Source organism: Gammaproteobacteria bacterium, assembly GCA_016195665.1.
Classification (GTDB): domain Bacteria; phylum Pseudomonadota; class Gammaproteobacteria; order SURF-13; family SURF-13; genus JACPZD01.
Genome location: JACPZD010000001.1, coordinates 109,361 through 129,456, shown reverse-complemented (window position 1 = coordinate 129,456; position 20,096 = coordinate 109,361). Strand labels below are relative to the sequence as shown.

The 20,096-nt window shown below is 58.6% G+C and carries 18 protein-coding genes, 2 tRNA genes and 1 pseudogene; 11 read left to right on the top strand and 10 right to left on the bottom strand.

Translation table 11 applies throughout. The features are described from left to right. Positions 1 to 38: 38 nt before the first annotated feature. From tldD to HY028_00640, 8 genes are all read right to left on the bottom strand, one after another. Positions 39 to 1,478 (bottom strand): metalloprotease TldD, encoded by a 1,440-nt coding sequence (gene tldD / locus HY028_00675; protein MBI3343392.1) that lies wholly within the window; start codon positions 1,476 to 1,478, stop codon positions 39 to 41. 105 nt (positions 1,479 to 1,583) lie between these two features. Continuing rightward, complete coding sequence (locus HY028_00670; GenBank protein MBI3343391.1) at positions 1,584 to 2,087, bottom strand: Slp family lipoprotein; 504 nt, start codon at positions 2,085 to 2,087, stop codon at positions 1,584 to 1,586. Next, positions 2,084 to 2,632, bottom strand: a complete 549-nt coding sequence (locus HY028_00665; protein ID MBI3343390.1) for a Slp family lipoprotein — start codon at positions 2,630 to 2,632, stop codon at positions 2,084 to 2,086. Before HY028_00665 ends, HY028_00670 begins: the two co-directional genes overlap by 4 nt. 220 nt (positions 2,633 to 2,852) lie before the next feature. Next, a complete protein-coding gene (locus HY028_00660; protein MBI3343389.1) occupies positions 2,853 to 5,861 on the bottom strand; it encodes an EAL domain-containing protein in 3,009 nt (1,002 codons plus the stop codon). A gap of 126 nt (positions 5,862 to 5,987) precedes the next feature. Then, positions 5,988 to 6,740: a molybdopterin-synthase adenylyltransferase MoeB gene (gene moeB / locus HY028_00655; protein MBI3343388.1), complete on the bottom strand. Its 753-nt coding sequence runs from the start codon at positions 6,738 to 6,740 to the stop codon at positions 5,988 to 5,990. Then, on the bottom strand, positions 6,733 to 7,674 hold the full coding sequence (prmC, locus tag HY028_00650) for a peptide chain release factor N(5)-glutamine methyltransferase (protein MBI3343387.1): 942 nt from the start codon (positions 7,672 to 7,674) through the stop codon (positions 6,733 to 6,735). Before prmC ends, moeB begins: the two co-directional genes overlap by 8 nt. Next, entirely contained in the window at positions 7,675 to 8,757 is a 1,083-nt protein-coding gene (gene prfA, locus HY028_00645; protein MBI3343386.1) for a peptide chain release factor 1, read from the bottom strand. A 169-nt stretch (positions 8,758 to 8,926) separates the two neighbouring features. Next, positions 8,927 to 10,189 (bottom strand): glutamyl-tRNA reductase, encoded by a 1,263-nt coding sequence (locus HY028_00640; GenBank protein ID MBI3343385.1) that lies wholly within the window; start codon positions 10,187 to 10,189, stop codon positions 8,927 to 8,929. A 485-nt stretch (positions 10,190 to 10,674) separates the two neighbouring features. Here HY028_00640 and HY028_00635 point away from each other — a divergent pair, with 485 nt between their 5' ends. The 11 genes from HY028_00635 (at position 10,675) to HY028_00585 (ending at position 18,970) form a co-directional block, all read left to right on the top strand. After that, on the top strand, positions 10,675 to 12,468 hold the full coding sequence (locus HY028_00635; GenBank protein ID MBI3343384.1) for a tetratricopeptide repeat protein: 1,794 nt from the start codon (positions 10,675 to 10,677) through the stop codon (positions 12,466 to 12,468). Between the two features lie 88 nt (positions 12,469 to 12,556). Beyond that, positions 12,557 to 13,168, top strand: coding sequence for an outer membrane lipoprotein LolB (lolB, locus tag HY028_00630; GenBank protein ID MBI3343383.1), 612 nt, complete (start codon positions 12,557 to 12,559; stop codon positions 13,166 to 13,168). Positions 13,169 to 13,313: 145 nt separating this feature from the next. Further along, entirely contained in the window at positions 13,314 to 14,177 is an 864-nt protein-coding gene (gene ispE / locus HY028_00625) for a 4-(cytidine 5'-diphospho)-2-C-methyl-D-erythritol kinase (protein MBI3343382.1), read from the top strand. Positions 14,178 to 14,239: 62 nt separating this feature from the next. Continuing rightward, positions 14,240 to 14,314 (top strand) — tRNA-Gln (locus HY028_00620). A 279-nt stretch (positions 14,315 to 14,593) separates the two neighbouring features. After that, complete coding sequence (locus tag HY028_00615; protein MBI3343381.1) at positions 14,594 to 15,547, top strand: ribose-phosphate diphosphokinase; 954 nt, start codon at positions 14,594 to 14,596, stop codon at positions 15,545 to 15,547. 86 nt (positions 15,548 to 15,633) lie between these two features. Next, positions 15,634 to 16,341, top strand: a complete 708-nt coding sequence (locus HY028_00610; GenBank protein MBI3343380.1) for a 50S ribosomal protein L25/general stress protein Ctc — start codon at positions 15,634 to 15,636, stop codon at positions 16,339 to 16,341. 18 nt (positions 16,342 to 16,359) lie between these two features. After that, positions 16,360 to 16,926 carry an aminoacyl-tRNA hydrolase gene (gene pth, locus HY028_00605; GenBank protein ID MBI3343379.1) on the top strand — a complete coding sequence of 189 codons (567 nt, stop codon included), beginning with the start codon at positions 16,360 to 16,362 and terminating at the stop codon, positions 16,924 to 16,926. A 90-nt stretch (positions 16,927 to 17,016) separates the two neighbouring features. Next, positions 17,017 to 17,253: a ribbon-helix-helix protein, CopG family gene (locus HY028_00600; protein MBI3343378.1), complete on the top strand. Its 237-nt coding sequence runs from the start codon at positions 17,017 to 17,019 to the stop codon at positions 17,251 to 17,253. Further along, the gene (locus HY028_00595) at positions 17,246 to 17,590 is read left to right on the top strand and encodes a type II toxin-antitoxin system PemK/MazF family toxin (protein ID MBI3343377.1); all 345 of its coding nucleotides are present in this window, start codon (positions 17,246 to 17,248) and stop codon (positions 17,588 to 17,590) included. The genes HY028_00600 and HY028_00595 overlap by 8 nt, the downstream gene beginning before the upstream one ends. 2 nt (positions 17,591 to 17,592) lie before the next feature. Then, positions 17,593 to 18,684: a redox-regulated ATPase YchF gene (gene ychF / locus HY028_00590; protein ID MBI3343376.1), complete on the top strand. Its 1,092-nt coding sequence runs from the start codon at positions 17,593 to 17,595 to the stop codon at positions 18,682 to 18,684. A 209-nt stretch (positions 18,685 to 18,893) separates the two neighbouring features. Further along, positions 18,894 to 18,970, top strand: a tRNA-Met gene (locus HY028_00585). A 124-nt stretch (positions 18,971 to 19,094) separates the two neighbouring features. Here the strand turns inward: HY028_00585 and HY028_00580 are convergent. Next, a pseudogene (locus HY028_00580) lies at positions 19,095 to 19,869 on the bottom strand (hypothetical protein). Next, positions 19,859 to 20,074 carry a helix-turn-helix transcriptional regulator gene (locus HY028_00575; protein MBI3343375.1) on the bottom strand — a complete coding sequence of 72 codons (216 nt, stop codon included), beginning with the start codon at positions 20,072 to 20,074 and terminating at the stop codon, positions 19,859 to 19,861. Before HY028_00575 ends, HY028_00580 begins: the two are co-directional and overlap by 11 nt. Positions 20,075 to 20,096: the final 22 nt, after the last annotated feature.

Sequence of the window (20,096 nt, the reverse complement as noted above, 5' to 3'; positions counted from 1 at the left end):
TCCTCTGCGGTAAATTATTTGTGGATAAGCTCTTAGTACTACGCCGTCCCGCCCACCGTCAACCCATCAATCCGCAGCGTCGGCTGGCCGACGCCCACCGGCACGCTTTGACCTTCCTTGCCGCAGGTGCCGACGCCGGTGTCGAGCTCCAGATCGTTGCCGACCATGGACACGCGCATGAGCACATCCGGGCCGTTGCCAATCAGGGTCGCACCCTTCACGGGTCTTGTAATTCTGCCGTTCTCAATCAGATAGGCCTCGCTCGCCGAGAATACGAACTTGCCGGAGGTGATGTCCACCTGGCCGCCGCCGAAGTTGACGGCGTACAGGCCCTTGTCCACCGAGCGGATGATTTCATCCGGCGAATAGCCGCCCGCCAGCATGTAGGTGTTGGTCATGCGCGGCATGGGTAGATGCGCGTAGGATTCACGCCGCCCGTTGCCGGTCGGCTTGACGCCCATCAGACGTGCATTCAGCTTGTCGTGGATATAGCCCTTGAGGATGCCGTTTTCGATGAGCGTGGTGCACTGTGTCGGTGTGCCTTCGTCGTCGAGGTTTAGCGAGCCGCGCCGGTTTTCGAGCGTGCCGTCGTCCACCACCGTGCACTGTTCCGAGGCCACCCGTTCGCCGATGCGTCCCGCGAAGGCGGAGCTGCCCTTGCGATTGAAGTCGCCCTCCAGGCCGTGGCCGATGGCCTCGTGCAGCAGCACGCCCGGCCAGCCGGGGCCCAGCACCACCTGCATGGTGCCGGCGGGCGCCGCCACCGCTTCCAAATTCACCAAGGCCTGCCGCACGGCTTCGCGTGCGTAGCCGAGACCGCGCTCGCTGTCGAGAAAGTACTGGTAACTCACCCGCCCGCCACCGCCCGCACTGCCCTGTTCACGCCGGCCGCCTTGCTCCGCGATCACGCTCACGTTGAGCCGCACCAGCGGCCGCACGTCGGCGGCAAATGCGCCGTCGCTGCCTACCACTAAGATCACGTCCTGTTCAGCGGCCAGGCTCACCATCACCTGCTTGATGCGCGGGTCGAGCCGGCGCGCCTCGCTGTCCAGCAGGTGCAAAAGCTGCACCTTGCCGGTTTCGGTGAGCGTGGCTACCGGGTCGAGGGGCACATACAGCGCATGACCCGCCTTGCCCTGCCAGCTTTTGACGCTGCCGTGCTGACCGTTGCGCGCAATGGCGCGTGCGGTCTTGGCGGCCTGGGTCAGCGCCGGCAACAGGATTTCGTCGGAATAGGCGAAGCCGGTTTTTTCGCCGCTGACCGCGCGCACGCCCACGCCCTGTTCGATATTGTGGCTGCCTTCCTTGACGATGCCGTCTTCCAGATGCCACGACTCCTGGCGGCTGGATTGAAAATACATGTCGGCGCTGTCAATGCGGTGATGCATGATCTGGTCGAGCACGTTATAAAGCGCGGCCTCGTCCATGCCGGAGGGCGCCAGGATCAGATTGCGGGCGATTTCGATGGAGGTATTCATGACCTTTTACTGCAAAGTGGTATTGTCAGGAAAGAAGATATTGAGTTACTAGTATACGATAAAAAGGGTGTTTATAATCTTTATTATATAAGTCAAATAGTTACGTCACAATCTGACACCTACTCCCACGCCAATATGGAAGCGGGGCGAAACTGCCGGTCCGGTTTCGAGCGGCCATAGATAGAGATATTGAGCCTGTATCACCGGGTAGGTGTGGCGGGATCCCCCCAGCAGCTCGTCACGAAGACCGTCCAGATCACCGATGACGCTCAGCCGGCGGCCGGGCGCATAGTCCGCTGACTCCAGATAGCCGGGCCAGATCAGGACGAAGCGGCCGAGTGCGGATTTCGAGATGAGCGGCTGCGCCTGCGCATCCAAGGGATAGGCGAGCACCACCACCTCGGTGTGCTGCGCCAGATTGCGCGTGGCGATGATGCTGCCGCCCCACACGATGCGCCGGCCGCGCAGCGGCCCGGAATCCGTTACGGCCTGTTGATACGAGAGGGTCTTGTCCGTCCCGGACAGCTTTGCGCTGCCAAACGGGGATGTAGCGGCGCAGGCCGTCAGCATCATCGCGAATAGACCCAAGGCGTGCTTCGTCACAGTCATCGCCAGCGCCGGGGATGCCCAAACGGCCAGAACGGATCATAAAAGGGATCATAGAAGGGGTCGTAGTAATACGGCGGGTAGTCATAAACCCTGACACGCAGCGGCCACAGCTGCAGCCTGTCTATCTCAACGCGCGGATAATGGTACTCGTACTCGCCGATTTTGCCCTGAGTGGGCGAGCGGAGCCGGCCGGCTACCGTCAGCTCACGCCCCTTGGCGTATACCTCGGGGTCGTAAAAACCCTGGCTGCAGGCGATAAAGCGGCCCTGCTGCGCATTGTCGCCGAGGATGGGGCGAGCCGTGCCGTCGAGCGGACGGGCGATGATCTCGAAGCAGGTCTCGTCTTTGCCCGGCAGGGTTTGGATGATCTCGCCACCCCAGCGTACCGACTGGCCCGTCGCGGCCTGTGTAAGGGACTGCTGCGGGGTGAGGGTGGAGAATGTGCCCTGTAAGGCGGACGGCGGTGTGGTGGCGCACGCAGTTAACAACGCGACGAGTGCCGGTCCGGCGTAACGAAGATTCGATCTATGAGCTATTTTCACCATGATACCGGTTTCGACTCCGGTAGCGGCCGGGAGTTGCAGCCTGAGTTTATCCTGGAAAAAGCGGTTGAAACCGCCAAGGCGCCAAGAACGCTAAATTAGACAAGAAGTTGAGCAAGCTTGAGTGGTCACCCTGCGGGTTGACGAGTTTGATTTTCAACGTTTTAAATTTCTTTGTGACCTCGGCGTCTTGGCGGTTTAGATTTATGAGTTCATCAGTAGTTCACGCCGGTACCGTTCTTGCCAATTCCCAAGGTGAGCCGTTGAGCCAGGGGATAAATTCAGCAGCGGGGATGGGACGATTGATGTAATAACCCTGCGCGGCGTCGCAGCCAAGAATGGATAATTCGATCCACGCTTCATGCACCTCCACCCCTTCGGCGATGACCTGTACCCCCAGGTTGTGGGCGAGATCTATGGTGGAGCGCACGATCATGGCGTTGTCTGCGTCCTTGGCCATATCCATGACAAAAGATTTGTCTATCTTGACCGCGTCCACCGGTAATTTTTTGAGATAGGCGAGCGAGGAATAACCGGTGCCGAAGTCATCTATCGAGAGTTTGACGCCCATATCGCTGAGCCGGGTGAGCACCTCCAGGGCGCGCGCGGGATCGGCCATGATCGCGCTCTCCGTGATCTCGATATCCAGCATATGCGGCTTGATCTGATGTAGCCGAAGCAATTCAGCAATCTGTCTGGGCAACTCCTGGTCATGCAGATTACGTGCGGAAAGATTCACCGCCACGCTGATGGCCAGACCCAGGCGCTGCCAAGCGATGTGCTGCCGTAAGGCATGGTCTATCACCCACAGCGAAAGCGGTTTGACTAAACCCGTTTGTTCCGCCAAGGGGATGAACTGGTCGGGATAAATCAGACCGCGCTGCGGATGGCGCCAGCGCACCAGCGCCTCGACCCCGATGATGCTTTGCGTCTTGAGACTGAGCTTGGGTTGATAGTAGAGCACCAGTTCATCGTGTTCGATGGCGTGGCGCAATTCGCTCATCAGGGTGAGCTTTTGTGGACTGTGCTGATCGAGCTCCGGGGCATAGATCGCGTAGCCGCTGCCTTGCTGCTTGGCGATATACATCGCCACATCAGCGCGCTGCATAAGCAACTCGGCGTCGGCGCCATGTTCGGGGCAGAGCACGATACCGATGCTCGCACCGATCTCAAGTTCCAGACCCTCCACCGGAAACGGCGTCTGCAACGCCTGCAGGATCTTGCCTGCGGTGAGCACGGCATGGTCGGCGTTGCTCACCGTCGGCAACAGCACGGCGAACTCGTCGCCCCCCAGGCGCGCGACGCTGTCGGATAGCCGCAGCACACCCTGAATGCGCGGGCCGATCTGTTTCAAGACCTGATCACCCCGGTCGTGACCCAGGGTATCGTTGATCTCCTTGAAGCGGTCCAGGTCTATCAACAGCAGGGCCAGCGAGGCGCCTGCGCGCTGACCGGCGATGACGGCCTGCCTCAGGCGATCATGTAATAAAGTGCGGTTGGGGATATCGGTGAGGCTGTCGTAGAGGGCCTGATGTTCCAGCTTGGCCGTTTGCTGCACGCGCTCAATGGCGAAGGCGATATGGCTGGCGACGGTCTGAGCCAGTTGGGTTTCTTCGTGGGAAAAGGCGTGCGGCAGATTGTAATACACCATGAACTTACCCAACAGCCGTTTTTGATAAAGTATGGGGATAAATGCCAGGGCGCGGATGCCTTCCTCCTTGAGCGTCTCACGGAATGTTTCCAGGCTGGGTTCTTGCTTGGCGTCCGCGACCAGAATCGGCTGGGCAGCGGTGTCATGGACGGACCACGGACTATGGCCCTCCGCTACTCTCCGGTAGTGTTCGGAAAGCCCGCGCCAGGCGACGAAGCGCATGACCCCCTGTTCATCAAACAGCAGGATGGAGGCGCGATCTGCATGTAATGTGTCTTGCAAGGCATTGAGCGCCTCTTGGTACACACTTTCAACCGAGCCGGCCTGATTGACCGCGTCGGTCAGACGATAAATCGCCTGCAACTGATCGTATTTCTTGCTCAGCGTCAGCTCGATCTGCTTACGCTCGGTAAGATCCACCATGGAACCGATCATACGCACCGGTTTGCCGGTATCGTCATGCACGACATAACCCCGATCAAGCAGATAGGCGTAGCTGCCGTCGCTGCGGCGGAAGCGGTATTCTTCAGACCAATAACTCCCGCCGCTATTAAGCAAATCGTGGATGCTCTTCAGCACGCGCTCTCTGTCTTCCGGGTGCACGCGGTTATTCCAGGACGCCATGCCGGGCTCGATGTCTTCCTGACGATAACCGAACATGGTCGCAAAGTGCTCATTCCAAATGAGATCCTCGGTGATCAAGTCGAGATCCCAAATCGCGTCGTTACTGGCCTTGGCGACCAACTGCAGGCGCTCTTCACTATTACGCAACTCACGCGCCGCCTGCTCGGCCTCTTGCTTGCGGCGCTGCAAGGTCTTGGCCATTTCATCAAAGGCCTGGGCAAGCTCGCCCAACTCGTCCCTCTCGTAGTTGAGCCGGGTGCGCGCCCCAAGATCGCCCATGCTGATTTTACCCGCTACCCTGGCGAGCCGCCGGATAGGCCGGCCGATACGGTCGTTCATCACCACGCTGAGCAGGACCATCACCAGGATGCTTACCGACACGGCGGCTAATAGCCAGATTAACGACTGGGTATAGACCCTATCGGCCTTGGCGCTGGCCGCGTTGGCTGCTTCTACATTGAGTTGAATAAGTGTATTGAGTGCGGTTTCCGCCTTTTCGTAGGCCTGTGATGAGACGTCGCCATCCCCGCCCCCCTGAGGATTGTTTTGCCCGGAGGCAGCCGTAGGCCGCGTACGCAGATACACCTCCCACCATCGGGTAAATTCCCGGTAAAGACGTCTTTCCTCGTCCGATGAAATGAGCGGTTCATAACGGTGCTGGTTTTTCAGCATTGAGGCCTGGGACTCCGCCATCTCCTGTTCAAGACGTTGCCGTTCCACTGGGGCAGCGGCACGCAGGCGGTGTAATTCCGCACTGCGGAAGTTGAGCAGATCACTGCGTATATTGGCGATGAATCGCCCGCTGGGTAGCCAAGTGGTTACAATTTCGGTGGAGGCGGCGTTAATGGTCTGCATTTTGACTACAGAAAACACACTCAGGCCCGCCACGATCAGCAGCATGACGGAAAAGGCCGCCAGCAGCTTCATTTTGATGGAGAGGTTGTAGAACCAATTCATGGCGCCTAAGCCCTCGTTTTGTAGTCTGCCGTGTTACTTAAAGCGTAAATCCAAGCTACAAGATTAGCCTACCCGGGCATCCGCCGTAAAGTCACCGGCGCGTGGGCATATAAAACGTGGCCACCCCTACCTTGGCTTCGCACCGCATACGGGACAGTCGGGGTCTTTAGACAATTTTACGCCGCGCCACTCCATTGTGGACGCATCGAGTAACAATAACCGTCCTGTGAGTGTCTCGCCGATATTCAATAATAGCTTGATGACCTCAACGGCCTGCAGGGCGCCGATGACGCCCACCAGTGGTGCGAGCACACCGAGCTGTGCGCAACCTTCCTCTTCGCCGGGCTCGTCTCGATACAAACAGCGGTAACACGGGCTGTCGTCGCGGCGCAGGTCAAACACCGCGGCTTGTCCTTCCATGCGTATCGCCGCGCCGGATACCAATGGCTTTTTGGTCTGCACACAGGCGGCGTTCAGCGCAAAGCGTGTGGCGAAATTATCGCTCGCATCGGCAACGACACCGGCCTGAACGATTTCTGCGGCAAGCCGCCCAGGCGTCAACCTCTCGTTGATAGCGGTGACTTGAGTTCCAGGATTAAGCGCGAGCAGCGCGTCCCGCGCCGAATCGGTCTTGTTACGGCCTACATCAGAAGTGCGATGAATAATCTGGCGCTGCAAGTTGGACAAATCCACTTTGTCATAATCGGCAATGACTAAATGGCCAACACCGGCCGCCGCCAAATACATGGCGAGCGGCGAGCCGAGACCGCCAAGACCGACAATCAGCACACGCGAATCAAGTAATTTTTGCTGACCTTCAAGGCCAATCTGCGGCAGGAGAATCTGGCGGCTGTAGCGTTGCAGTTGCTCGTCATTCATTAGAGATTTTCCACTGCGCGACGGCAATACGCGGAAGGCCGGCTAGGTCCGTATAATCCAGTGCGGATTCATAGCCCAGACCGGCAAGCATTTGCAGCAATTCGGAGCCTTGATCGTAGCCGTGTTCCAACAATAACCAGCCGCCCCCCTCACCCGGCTTCGCCACCCTCTCCCTCCGGGGAGAGCGGAGCGAGGGGGGCGAAGCCGGCGGGGTGAGGGAGAGGAAAGTAAAGTGTCGCCGCGCCTGTGTCGCAACATCACGCAGCGATTGCAAACCATCCGCTCCGGCTACTAAGGCGATCTGTGGCTCAAAGCGCAATGCTTCCAGGTGCGGATCATCACTCCTGACATAAGGCGGATTGGAGACAACCATGTCAAACTGCTCGTCTTGCAAAACACCGAACCAATCGCCGCCCCCTAAACGAAACTCGATATTGCGAATAGCCAACCGCTCGGCGTTGGCGTTCGCGACTTCTAAAGCGGCTTCAGAAATATCAGTCGCAATGATCCGGCAACAGGGCCGTTCACGCGCGATGGCGAGAGCAATCGCGCCCGATCCGGTGCCGAGATCGGCGATGCGCCAACATTCGTTTTCAGGAATGCGTTCCAGTGCAAGCTCGACCAAACGTTCTGTTTCAGGACGCGGAATCAATACGTCAGGCGTAACCTGTAAATCGAGAGACCAAAATTCCCGATAGCCGGTGAGATACGCGGCCGGCTCGCCCTGCAAGCGGCGTTCGAGGAGCTGGTTGAACTGCATTAGTTGATCTTCACTCAACTTTCGTTCCGCCAGGTTCAGCAACCGGCTGCGCGTCGAGCCCAGCACGTAAGCCAGCAGCACTTCGGCCTCCAGCGTGGGTTGTTCGAGACCGGCCAGTTGCCGTATGGCCTTTTTCAACACCGCTGTCGCGTTTTTTGATGACAGCACTTCCATTTATTGCGCAATCGCGGCCAACTGCTCGGCCTGATGTTCGCTGACGAGCGGGTTTATCAGCAGATCAAGATTGCCCTGCAGCACGGCGTCAAGCTGGTACACCGTCAAGTTGATGCGGTGATCGGTGACGCGGCCCTGCGGAAAATTATAGGTGCGGATGCGGTCGGAGCGGTCGCCGCTGCCCACCAGGCCTTGCCGCAACTGGGCTTGCTCGCTTTGTTGCTTGCCGCGCTCGGCGGCGAGCATTCTGGCCCGTAACAGCGACATGGCGCGTGCGCGATTCTTGTGCTGCGAGCGTTCGTCCTGACACTCCACCACGGTGCCGGTGGGCAGATGCGTGATGCGGATCGCCGAGTCGGTCTTGTTGACGTGCTGGCCGCCGGCGCCCGAGGCACGGAAGGTATCCACCTTCAAGTCCGCCGGGTTGATGGCGATCTCGTCTATCTCTTCCACTTCGGGCATCACCGCCACGGTGCAACTCGAGGTGTGGATGCGGCCTTGCGCCTCGGTCTGCGGCACACGCTGCACGCGATGTCCGCCGGATTCGAATTTGAGACGCGAATAAGCGCCGCGGCCGATGACGCGCAGGATGATCTCCTTGTAGCCGCCGTGTTCGCCGTGACTGACGCTCATGATTTCAACCTGCCAGCCGCGCGTCTCGGCGTAGCGCGTGTACATGCGCGACAAGTCGCCCGCAAACAGGGCCGCTTCGTCGCCGCCGGTGCCGGCGCGGATTTCCAGAAAGATATTGCTGTCGTCGTGCGGATCGGTGGGCAACAGCAACGTTTGCAATTCCAGTTCGAGACTTTCCTGTTGCCGGCGCGCCGATTTGATCTCTTCCTCCGCCAAGGCGCGCAGATCGGGGTCCTCGTCGCGCAGCATGGCCTCGGCCTCGGCAACCTGGTCGAGTGTCGCCTGATAGCGACGGAAGCATTCGACCACGGGACTGAGTTGCGCGTATTCCTTGGAATAATCCCTGAAGCGGCCCTGATCGCGGTGAATGGCGGGATCGGAGAGCAGCGCGCTGATTTCCTGCAGGCGCTCGGAGAGGTTTTCGAGTTTGCTGCGGATGGAGGGCTTCACGGTGGCTAATAATCCTTACGACTTAACGCCAGACGCGATTAACCGCCAAGACGCCAAGGACGCAAAGAATACCACACTATAGTGCCACTTTTTACATTGCCGGGTGGGCTTACTGATCAATAAAATAATCAATGACCTTGGCGTACTTGGCGACTTGGCGGTAATAATTTTAACTATCGGTATCTTTCAGATCAAACAGCTCGCGTGCCGCTTGCAAGAGTTCCAGACGGCCTTCGAAACCGGCCTGTTTCATCTGGATGCTGGGGGTGTGGATGAGTTTATTGGTGAGGGCGCGAGCGAGGAGATGCATGACTTGTTCGGGGTCGCGGCCTTGGGCGAGCAGGCGGCGGGCGTTTTCCAATTCCTGGTCGCGGGTCTGTTCGGCCTTGCCGCGGTAGGCGCGTATGGCTGAGACCGCGTTGAGCGATTGCAGCCAGCCCATGAAGTTGGCGACTTGCGTGTCTACAATCTCCCGCGCCTGTTTGGCGGCCTCCTGGCGCGATTTCAGATTTTCCTGGATGACCTCTTGCAGATCATCCACGGTGTAGAGATACACGTCGGGCAGTTCGCCGACCTCGGGTTCGATATCGCGCGGCACCGCGATGTCCACCATGAACATGGGCCGGTGCTTGCGCACCTTGAGCGCGCTCTCCACGCTGCCCTTGCCGAGGATGGGCAATTGGCTCGCGGTGGACGAGATGATAATGTCGGCTTCATAGAGGTGCGCCGGCATCTCGGCCAGCGCGATGGCGTAGCCGTTGAATTCGGAGGCCAGGGTGTGGGCGCGCTCCACGGTGCGGTTGGCGACGATGATGCGGCCGATCTTGCTTTCGTGCAGGTGGCGGGCGGTAAGCTCAATGGTTTCGCCTGCGCCGATTAAGAGAGCAGTCTGCTCGGAGAGATCGCCGAAGATCTGCTTGGCCAGACTCACCGCGGCGAACGCCACCGACACCGGGCTTGCGCCGATGGCGGTATCGGTGCGCACCTGCTTCGCCACCAGAAAGGTGTGTTGAAACAAACGCCCAAGCAGCATTCCCACGGTGCCCGCCTCGCAGGCGGTCTTGTAGGCGGCCTTGATCTGACCCAGTATTTGCGGTTCGCCCAGGATCATCGAATCCAAACCGCAAGCAACCCTCAGCACGTGGTCCACGGCCGCTTGCTCGGAATAACTATAAAGATAAGGCTCGACCTCGGCGGGGTTCAGTCCGTGATAGCGGCACAACCAGGCGGCGACCGCGGTGTGGTCTTCGTTATCCAAGTTGCAATAGAGTTCGGTGCGGTTGCACGTCGAAAGCAGCGCCGCCTCATGCAGTTCCGGCAATGCACCCAGGTCGCGCAGCGCCTCCGGGATACGCTCGGGGGTAAAGGCCAGCCGCTCGCGCACCTCGACAGGCGCCGTTTTGTGGTTGATGCCAATGGCGAAAAAGGGCATAGGGCGATTCGACGTTCGTAGTACAGGTTAAGGTTGTGACCTCTATACAACCTTGAATTTTGACCGATATAGGGCCGGAAAACAAGCAACGTGGTCTGCCCAGTTCACCGTATTAAGAACGTATCATAAATAATTTACCGCGGAGGACGCAGAGGAATATCCTCAAGAAGGGTTTGTTCTCCTCCGCGTCCTCCGCGGTGAAGCTTTTTCACCGCAAGGGACACAGGGTAACAATTTATGGATATGCTCCAAGTCGCCGCGAACTCCGGTATAGTAGCGGTTTAGCCGTTACTGGGCTGGATTCGCAGTGCCACCCTTTCTTACTCAGGAGTCACAAAGTAAGGTTGCAAGGCTTATGATGCGACTCCTGAGTAAATACCCTGTTATTTACCCCCACCCTGTCCCGCCCCCTAAACAGGGGGCGGGGACGTAGCGGGAAGTGTAGTTTTATTTACTGACTTATGAGTAATATCATCAGGTATCAGATGACCAAACCGCTGCTGCGGGCCGGCGCATGGGCCCGGCTATTTTCAGTACCATTACTTGTCGGGTGTGTCGCCGGTCAGCAGGGGGGGCTGCTGGGCGCATCGCATGCGGAAGAACCGGCCAAGGCGCACGGCGTCCCGCCGCCGCTGCCGAATGTCCCCCTCACCGAAGATCTGCTCTATAAGCTCCTGGTCGCCGAGATCGCCGGACAACGCGGCGAGAGCAAACTGGCCGGAGAGCGTTATCTGGAACTCGCCCAGGCCACCCGCGATCCGAGAATCGCCCAGCGCGCCGCGCAAATCGCCTTTTTCCTGAAAGATCAAAAAATGGCGCTGGCGGCGTTAAGGCTGTGGGTGGACATCACCCCGAACAATATCGAGGCGCGCCAGGGACTGGTGGCCTTTTTGGTGCGCGACGGCCAGGCCGATGCGGCGCTCCCCCACCTGGAGAAGCTGATTACCCTGCTGCCCCTGCCTCCCTCTGCGCAGGCATCGGCCGTGCCCAACGGTCCCGAGTTTATCACCGGCCAGGGCTATGCCTTTATGTTCGTCGCCTCTCTGCTCAGCCGGGAACAGGACAAACAGGCCGCGCTGCGGTTGATGAAGAAGTTCACCGAAGGCCATCGGGATAACCCGGATGCACAGCTTGCTCACGCCACGCTGGCCCTCGGCCTGGCCGACTTTCAAGCGGCGCGCGCGGCGCTCGATCAGGCCCTGCAACTCAAACCGGGCTGGGGCAACGCCGCCGCGCTACGGGCGCGCATGCTGCAAATGCAGGGTGACAGCGACGGCGCATTGAGTTACCTGCAAGAAGTGGTCAAAGACCACCCCAAGGATCTGTCCCTGCGCCTCAGCTATGCCCGCCTGCTGGTGGACGCCAAACGCCTCGAGCAGGCGCGCGAGCAATTTGCAACGATCGCGCAGCAAATGCCCGACAACCCCGACGTCGCGCTCAGCCTCGGTATTTTATCCTTACAGATCAAACAACCGGACGATGCGGAACGCTATTTGAAACTGGCGCGGCAACTCGGCAAGTATGAACGGGAGACCAGTTACTATCTGGGCCAGATTGCCGAGACGCGCAAGGACTATGGCGCCGCCATCGGTTTCTACAAGACGGTGGATCGGGGCGAGGCCTATCTGGACGCTCAGTTGCGCGTGGTCGGGCTCATGGCCAAGCAGGGCGACACGGCGGGCGCCCGCACTTACCTGCGCAGGATCAAGCTCCAGTCCCCGGAACAGGCCAAGCTCATCACCATGGCGGAGGCTGATCTGCTCCGCGAGGAAAGGCAATACACTCAGGCCATCGAGATCTACAACATCGCCCTCCTGCAAGCCCCCGCCGACAACGATCTGCTCTACGGCCGCGCCATGCTGGCCGAAAAGATGGACCGGCTCGACATCCTGGAACAAGACCTGGGCAATATCCTCGCGCGCGAACCAAAAAACGCCCGCGCCCTGAACGCCCTCGGCTACACGCTGGCCGACAGGACCACCCGTTACCAGGAGGCCCTGGATTACATCAAGCGCGCCCTGGAACTCAGCCCGCAGGATGGCGCCGTCCTCGACAGCATGGGCTGGGTACAGTTCCGGCTTGGCAACAAAGAGGAGGCCCTGCGCTACCTGAAGCAAGCCCTGGAGCTGACGCCGGAAGCGGAGATCGCCGCCCACCTGGGCGAGGTGTTATGGGTGACGGGCGAACAGGATCAGGCACGCAAGATCTGGCAAGACGCGATGAAGACCTCTCCCAACGATGAGGTTTTGTTGGACACGCTCAAACGTTTCACCCCGTAAAGAAGGGCTTGAAATTCACCGCAGAGGACGCAGAGGAAAAATCAATTGTATATACTCCTCTGCGTCCTCTGCGGTGAAGCGCCCTAACGTGAAAAATCTACTGTTGGTGAGTCTGGCGCTGGTGCTCTGCGCCTGTGAGGTTATTCCCACTCAACCGCCTCAAACCATTGACACCGAACAATCATGGCGCGCGCGGCAACAGGCCTTGTCTGCGCTCAGCGCCTGGGGCTTAAGTGGACGCATCGCCATCCAGACCCCGACCGAGGGCTGGCACGCCTCCTTGACCTGGGAGCAGCAAGGTGAAGCCTACGCTATTCAGTTAAGCTCACCCCTCGGCCAGGGCGCATTGCAATTGAACGGCGATCCTTCTCACGTCATCCTGCGGACCTCCGAAGGTGAGGATAGTGCGCAGGACCCCGAGGCCCTGCTGGAAAGACAACTGGGCTGGCGACTGCCGGTCTCGGGCCTGCGTTATTGGGTCTTGGGCCTGCCCGATCCCAACATGCCCTTGGAACACAAAGATCTCGACGGCCTGGGCCGGCTTGCCCGTATCCGGCAATCCGGCTGGGATATCGAGTTCCGGCGTTACGTATCCGCCGGTAGTGTGGATTTGCCCGACAAACTGTTCTTGAACAATTCAAGCGCAGAGCCGCATCTGGAGGTACGCCTCGCGGTGGAACACTGGGAACTCAACCATTAAGAACTTATCCATAAATAATTTACCGCAGAGGACGCAGAGAAATACCCTCAAGAAGGGTTTGCTTCTCCTCCGCGCCCTCCGCCGTGAAGCCTTTTCCCCTGCAAGGGACACAGGGGAACTATTTGTGGATATGCTCTAAAATCCTATGCCTAGTCTAGCCTGGCCCGCGCCGGCCAAGCTCAATCTGTTTCTGCACATCACCGGCCGCCGCGCCGACGGCTACCATGAGTTGCAAACCGTATTTCAATTCCTCGACTACGGCGATGAGCTGCGGTTTACGGTGCGCGATGATGGCGTGATCCGTGCGCTGCACAACCTGCCGGGTGTCGCATCCGAGCAAGACCTCACAGTACGTGCCGCGCGGCTGCTGAAGGAGAACACGGGCACTTCGCTCGGCGCCGATATCGAACTCGCCAAGCGCCTGCCTATCGGTGGCGGTTTGGGCGGCGGCAGCTCCGACGCCGCCACCACCCTGGTTGCCCTGAATCATTTATGGAAGCTCGGGCTGTCCGTGGACGAGCTGGCCAAGCTGGGCTTAAGACTCGGCGCTGACGTGCCGGTGTTCATACACGGCCGGGCGGCATGGGCCGAGGGGGTGGGTGAGCGCCTCACCCCGATGCAGTTGGAGGAGCCGTGGTACGTGGTCATCGCGCCGCCCTGCCGGGTCTCGACCGGGGAGATTTTCGCCTCGCCCGATTTGACACGCGACGCTAAGCCCATCACAATACGCGGCTTTCTCGCGGGGAAGGGGGGCAACGACTGCGAGGTGCTGGTGTGCCAGCGTTATCCCGAAGTGGCGCAAGCCTTGCGCTGGCTGGGCGGCCACGCCTCCGCCAGGATGACCGGGACGGGGAGCTGCGTGTTCGCCGCGTTTCCCGATGAGATGTCCGCCCGCCGGGTGGCGGGGCAATTTATCGCCGAACGGCCGGACGGCGGGCAAGCGTTCGTGGCCCAGGGTTTGAATCTATCCCCCCTGCATCGCCTTATCCATAGTAAAATACGCAAATAATAGGGGCTAGAGACTAGGGGTTAGGCGCGCCTCACTCTTCACGCCTCACTTATTTAGATTATTGGGGTGTCGCCAAGTGGTAAGGCACTGGATTTTGATTCCAGCATTCCCAGGTTCGAATCCTGGCACCCCAGCCAAATGGTATTACATAAGCGGTTTAGGAGTGCCAGGATGAGAACCCTTGGGTTCGACAAATTCGCCGGGAGCGAATTTGAACAGCGGAGCATAGCGACGCTGGCCCCGCAGGGGCGAGGGCAGGAAGCCCGGAGCAGGACTGGCGCCCCAGCCACTTAATGCCGTGAAAAGTAAGGGGTGAGGGGTGAGGCGTGAAGAGTGAAAAGCTAAAAATGAAAAGTGATGAATGAAGGGCTTCGCGCCTCACGCCTCACCAAGGGGTTGGGGATTAGGGGTTGGTTATGTTAGATAGCAGAATGGTCGTCTTCTCGGGCAACGCCAACCGGCCGTTGGCCGAGAATGTGGTCAGTTACCTCAATATGTCGCTGGGCAAGGCCACGGTGGGCCGCTTCAGCGACGGCGAGGTAATGGTCGAGATCATGGAAAACGTCCGCGGCAAGGACGTTTTCATCGTGCAGCCGACCTGCGCGCCAACCAACGACAACCTGATGGAGTTGCTGGTGATGGTGGACGCGATGCGGCGCGCCTCGGCGTACCGGATCACGGCGGTGATTCCGTATTTCGGTTATTCGCGCCAGGATCGCCGCCCCCGCTCGGCGCGCGTGCCCATCACCGCCAAGGTGGTGGCGAACATGATCGAGAGCGTGGGCGCCAACCGGGTGTTGACGGTGGATCTGCACGCCGACCAGATCCAGGGATTTTTCGATGTGCCGGTGGATAACGTGTATGCCTCGCCGATCCTGCTGGGCAACATTTGGAAGCACAAGTACGACAACCTGATCGTGGTCTCGCCGGATGTCGGCGGCGTGGTGCGGGCCCGCGCGATCGCCAAAAATCTGGACGACGCCGAACTCGCCATCATAGACAAACGCCGGCCGCAGCCGAATGAGGCGAAGGTGATGAACGTGATCGGCGACGTGGAAGGCCGCACCTGCGTGCTGGTGGACGATCTGGTGGATACCGCCGGCACCTTGTGCGAGGCGGCGCGCGCTCTCAAGGAGCACGGCGCGGTACGAGTGGTCGCCTATTGCACACACCCGGTGCTGTCGGGCCCGGCGGTGGAAAATATCAATGCCTCGGAGCTGGACGAACTGGTGGTGACCGACACCATCCCGCTGCGCGCCGAGGCAAAGGGCTGTCCGCGCATCCGTCAGATCAGTATCGCCGAGATGTTGGCCGAGACCATGCGGCGCATCAGTAAAGAAGAGTCTATCAGTTCTCTGTATATGGATTAGTAGGTGCGAATTCATTCGCACGTAATGTGTAACCCGCACTGGTCGCGGTGCGGGTTTTTGTGTGTTGTTGTTATTGGAGAAATATCATGAGAGAAACCTTTGAATTGATCGCAGAAGAACGCAGTGACAAGGGTAAGGGTGCGAGCCGCCGCCTGCGTCACAGCAACAAGATCCCGGCCATCGTGTATGGCGCGGAGCAAGCACCGCTATCGCTTACCCTGGACCACAACGCCGTGTCGTTGCACCTGGCGCACGAGGCCTTTTATTCGCATATTTTGACCTTGAAGGTCAACGGCCGCGATGAAAAAGTAGTGCTGCGCGACGTGCAACGCCACCCCAGCAAGCCGCGCATCATGCACCTGGATTTGCAACGCATCAGCGCCACCAAAAAAATGCGTATGCGCATCCCCTTGCACTTTACCGGCTCCGATATCGCGCCGGGCGTTAAACAGAGCGGTGGCATCATCTCGCACCTGTTGAACGACGTCGAGGTGTTGTGTCTCGCCGCCGATCTGCCCGAGTACATTGAGGTAGATATGAGCCAGGTCAAATTGAACGAAACCGTTCATTTGTCCGACCTCAAACTACCCAAGGGCGTGGAACTGGTCGCGTTGACTCATGCTCATGACCAGCCGGTGGCGAGCATTCATCTGCCGCGCGCTGTGGTTGAAGAGGTTAAGCCCGTTGAAGAGGCCGCGGCAGTGGAAGGCGCGGCAGTCCCTGCGGAAGGTAAGCCCGAAGCCAAGCCTGAAGCCAAGGCGGAGACCAAGGGCGGTAAGGGCGAGAAGGGTTAATCTGCCGCAAAGTCTTAGATGTCCACTGATCTCATTGTGGGCCTGGGCAATCCAGGCCCCGACTATGAGTTCATGCGCCACAATGCCGGCTTCTGGTTTGTGGACGAACTCGCGCGCCGGGCCAATCTGAACTTTAAGTTCGAGACTAAATTTCAGGGTGCGGTCGTCAAGTACCCTGCACCGGGACGCGACTGCTGGCTGCTCAAGCCGCACACCTTCATGAACAAGAGCGGCCAACCCATCGCCGGCTTCGCCGGGTTTTATAAAATCCCTGTCGAAAATATCCTGGTGGTGCATGACGATCTCGATCTGCCGCCCGGCACAGTGCGCCTCAAGCAGGGCGGTGGACATGGCGGACACAACGGCCTGCGCGACATCATCGCCCACCTCGGCGATGATTTTTTGCGGCTGCGCATCGGCATCGGCCACCCGGGCAAGGGTGGCGACGTAGTGGGCTATGTGCTCAAGCGCGCGCCTGCGGCTGAACAAGAGTTGATAGATGCCGCGATGGTTGAGGCGCATGCCGCCCTACCGTTGATCCTGAGCGGCGAGATCGAAAAGGCAATGCAGCAGCTCCACACTTAAGGTGTAAGTTAATGAATGTAATATATTTGTTACGTTTACAATTTGTGTTACACTAAGCATCCCATATTGGAGTACAGATTTTGGTGAACTATGAGCACTATTTCCGTAAGGCTGCCGGATCATCTGCTTAAGGAAACGGACCGGCGGGCGGAGGAACTGCACGTTTCCCGAACCGATTACATCCGCAAGGCGCTAGAAGCGATGAACACCGAGGTGCTGCGCAGAGAGCGCAATGCGCGATTAAAGGAAGTGTCCAAGCGCGTGCGTGAAGAAAGTATGCGCGTCAATGCCGAGTTCGCGCGCATTGAAACTGCACCGGATGCCTGAATACGGCCAAATCTGGCTGGCGGATTTAAGCCCGTCTCACGGCACAGAACCGGGTAAGTTGCGTCCCGTGTTGATCGTACAAACCGCCGCGTTATTGGAGGCGGGGCATCCCTCCACGCTGGTCATTCCACTCACGACTCGCCTGATAGACGACGCCGAGCCGTTACGGGTGCGCGTAGCGGCAGGCGACCGCCTGCGCGAAACCTCCGATTTACTCATTGACCAACTGCGCGCGATTGACAATCGGCGCTTCACGGAAGGCCCGTTAATGACCTGTTCACCCGAGTTGCTTGACAAGGTGCGTGGCGCATTGCGGATTGTATTGGATATCGGCTAATCATGGGATTCAAATGCGGCATCGTCGGCCTGCCCAACGTGGGCAAGTCCACCTTATTCAATGCGCTCACCAAGGCGGGCATTGCGGCGGAAAACTATCCGTTCTGCACCATTGAGCCCAACGTGGGCATCGTGCCCATGCCTGACCCGCGGCTCGACGCCTTGGCCGCTATCGCCAAGCCGCAAAAGATTCTTCCGACCACCATGGAATTCGTGGACATCGCCGGCCTGGTCGCCGGCGCGGCGCAGGGCGAAGGGTTGGGTAATAAATTTCTCGCCCACATCCGCGAGACCGACGCCATCGCCCACGTGGTGCGCTGTTTTGAAGACCCCAACGTGGTGCATGTCGCGGGAAAAATTTCGCCACTCTCCGATATCGAAGTTATCAACACCGAACTTGCACTGGCCGATCTTGAGAGCATAGATAAAGCCTTGCAGCGCGCCACCAAGGCGAGCAAGACCGGCGACAAGGCGCTGCTCGCGCAGAAGGCCCTGCTGGAACGTGTCCACGCGCACCTGAACGAAGGCAAACCGGTGCGCTCCATGGCCCTTACTGCGGAGGAACGTACAGCGCTGCGCGAGCTGCATCTGCTGACCATCAAACCCACGCTCTACATCGCCAATGTCGCCGAAGATGGCTTCAGCGACAACCCCTACCTCGACCAGGTGCGCGCTCACGCCGCCGCCGAGGGTGCCGCCGTCGTGCCGGTGTGCGCCGCGATTGAGGCCGAGATCGCCGAGTTGCCCGATGAAGACAAGGCCGAGTTTTTGAACGAGTTAGGCCTGGAAGAGCCCGGCCTAAACCGTGTCATTCGCGCCGGTTATGCGCTGCTAGGGCTGCAAACCTATTTTACGGTAGGCCCCAAAGAAGTGCGGGCCTGGACGGTCCAGGTCGGCGCCACCGCCCCGCAGGCCGCCGGCGTGATCCACACCGATTTCGAACACGGTTTCATCCGCGCCGAGGTGATCGCCTACGAGGACTATATCAAGTACCGGGGCGAGCCCGGCGCAAAAGAAGCCGGCAAGTGGCGCTTAGAGGGTAAGGACTACGTCGTGAAAGATGGTGACGTGATGCACTTCAGGTTTAATGTTTGAAAAATAGAGAAAAGAGCAAAGATACAAGAGAAAAACTATACTAAAATACTTCCTTATTCTCTGCTCTTGTATCTTTTCTCTGTCGTTAGGGCTATGTAGCTCAGCTGGGTGAGCTGCGTAGCAGCGAACGCCCAGCCATGGATGGCTGGGCTGGTGTTGAAAGGTTTTACTGAAGTCCCGCCAGGGAAGGCAAAGAAACTGTTTGTAGAGGCTATGTAGCTCAGCTGGTTAGAGCGCGGCACTCATAATGCTGAGGTCGGTGGTTCGAGTCCACCCATAGCCACCAGTCTTCATACGTTTCAATTTCTTCTCCAAGGGTTTGTTGTGTATTTGGCAACCAGCCACCTCGCCATTTGAAATGCTGAGGTCGGGGTTATGATGGCCATCACCCGCTGCACGGGCCGCGCTTTTCAAGTGGCGTCGTAGCTCGCCTTCCATCCCCGAGCCAACTCAGGGAGGCGCGTGAGCACTTCGCGACCGAACACAACCTCATCGACATAGCCCATGTGAAGCATGTCGATCATGCGGCATAGGTACGAGCGCCCGCACTCCCACCATGTAAAGTAGTCGTCGATGAATAAGACATGTTGGGACGCGGCTACCGAATGTCGTGGTGTAATAATATTTTTTGATCTCCCAAATTGCGATGGGGTTCACAACTGAAGGGAACGCACCGTCCACGCGCCGCGAGAGCGTGCGTAGTGGCATCGCGTCGTGAGTCATTGTAGTCAACCTGCGTGGATCATAGTCGCACGGCGCGCTGCCAATGTTCGCCTCTACCTGCATGTTGACCATGCCTGTTAAGAAGGCATAGTTCTTCTTCTCGGCTTTTTGCTTGTTCATTGGCAATGGGCATTTTGGTTTCAATTGCTTTTTTAGCCGGTTGAACTCAGATTTAGCCGCAACCTTTTTCATGAAATGACCCTGCACCGTGTTATTCAGCACAGTGGCACGGTATGTAAAATAGTCGAACAAAAGTTGTCCGAACTTGGTTAACGTATTGTCCTCGCGCGCAGTGTGCGCCATGCTAAGGTTGAGCACAGCGTATTTCTGGCGGATAGTTTTCAGCGAAGGAATCTTTATGGATTTTGTCCCGCGATCGGTATAGCCTACTTCTTGGCTAATCGTGCGGACGTTTGCCCAAAATTCCTTGGGTTGGGTGAGAAATCGAGGGTTAGCTTTCAAGATACCGTCCCACAAAGTCAGTTAATGAAATGCCTATTACTTTGCATACGGCTTCCAGTTCGATCAGGTCGAGCCTTTGTTCGCCATTCTCGTACTTGGACACATAAGACTGTGTCTGCCCGATTTTCTCGGCAAGCTGAAGCTGAGTGAGGTTGGCATCCAGACGGACTTGTCGCAGCAGGGCGGCGAGGCGCGTTTTTTTCATGCCTGACACTGTAAATTCAATG

Coding starts and splice junctions, on each gene's coding strand:
- tldD (MBI3343392.1), bottom strand. CDS start 1,478: ATGAATACCTCCATCGAAATCGCCCGCAATCTGATCCTGGCGCCCTCC.
- HY028_00670 (MBI3343391.1), bottom strand. CDS start 2,087: ATGACTGTGACGAAGCACGCCTTGGGTCTATTCGCGATGATGCTGACG.
- HY028_00665 (MBI3343390.1), bottom strand. CDS start 2,632: ATGGTGAAAATAGCTCATAGATCGAATCTTCGTTACGCCGGACCGGCA.
- HY028_00660 (MBI3343389.1), bottom strand. CDS start 5,861: ATGAATTGGTTCTACAACCTCTCCATCAAAATGAAGCTGCTGGCGGCC.
- moeB (MBI3343388.1), bottom strand. CDS start 6,740: ATGAATGACGAGCAACTGCAACGCTACAGCCGCCAGATTCTCCTGCCG.
- prmC (MBI3343387.1), bottom strand. CDS start 7,674: ATGGAAGTGCTGTCATCAAAAAACGCGACAGCGGTGTTGAAAAAGGCC.
- HY028_00640 (MBI3343385.1), bottom strand. CDS start 10,189: ATGCCCTTTTTCGCCATTGGCATCAACCACAAAACGGCGCCTGTCGAG.
- HY028_00635 (MBI3343384.1), top strand. CDS start 10,675: ATGACCAAACCGCTGCTGCGGGCCGGCGCATGGGCCCGGCTATTTTCA.
- ispE (MBI3343382.1), top strand. CDS start 13,314: ATGCCTAGTCTAGCCTGGCCCGCGCCGGCCAAGCTCAATCTGTTTCTG.
- HY028_00615 (MBI3343381.1), top strand. CDS start 14,594: ATGTTAGATAGCAGAATGGTCGTCTTCTCGGGCAACGCCAACCGGCCG.
- HY028_00610 (MBI3343380.1), top strand. CDS start 15,634: ATGAGAGAAACCTTTGAATTGATCGCAGAAGAACGCAGTGACAAGGGT.
- pth (MBI3343379.1), top strand. CDS start 16,360: ATGTCCACTGATCTCATTGTGGGCCTGGGCAATCCAGGCCCCGACTAT.
- HY028_00600 (MBI3343378.1), top strand. CDS start 17,017: ATGAGCACTATTTCCGTAAGGCTGCCGGATCATCTGCTTAAGGAAACG.
- HY028_00595 (MBI3343377.1), top strand. CDS start 17,246: ATGCCTGAATACGGCCAAATCTGGCTGGCGGATTTAAGCCCGTCTCAC.
- ychF (MBI3343376.1), top strand. CDS start 17,593: ATGGGATTCAAATGCGGCATCGTCGGCCTGCCCAACGTGGGCAAGTCC.
- HY028_00575 (MBI3343375.1), bottom strand. CDS start 20,074: ATGAAAAAAACGCGCCTCGCCGCCCTGCTGCGACAAGTCCGTCTGGAT.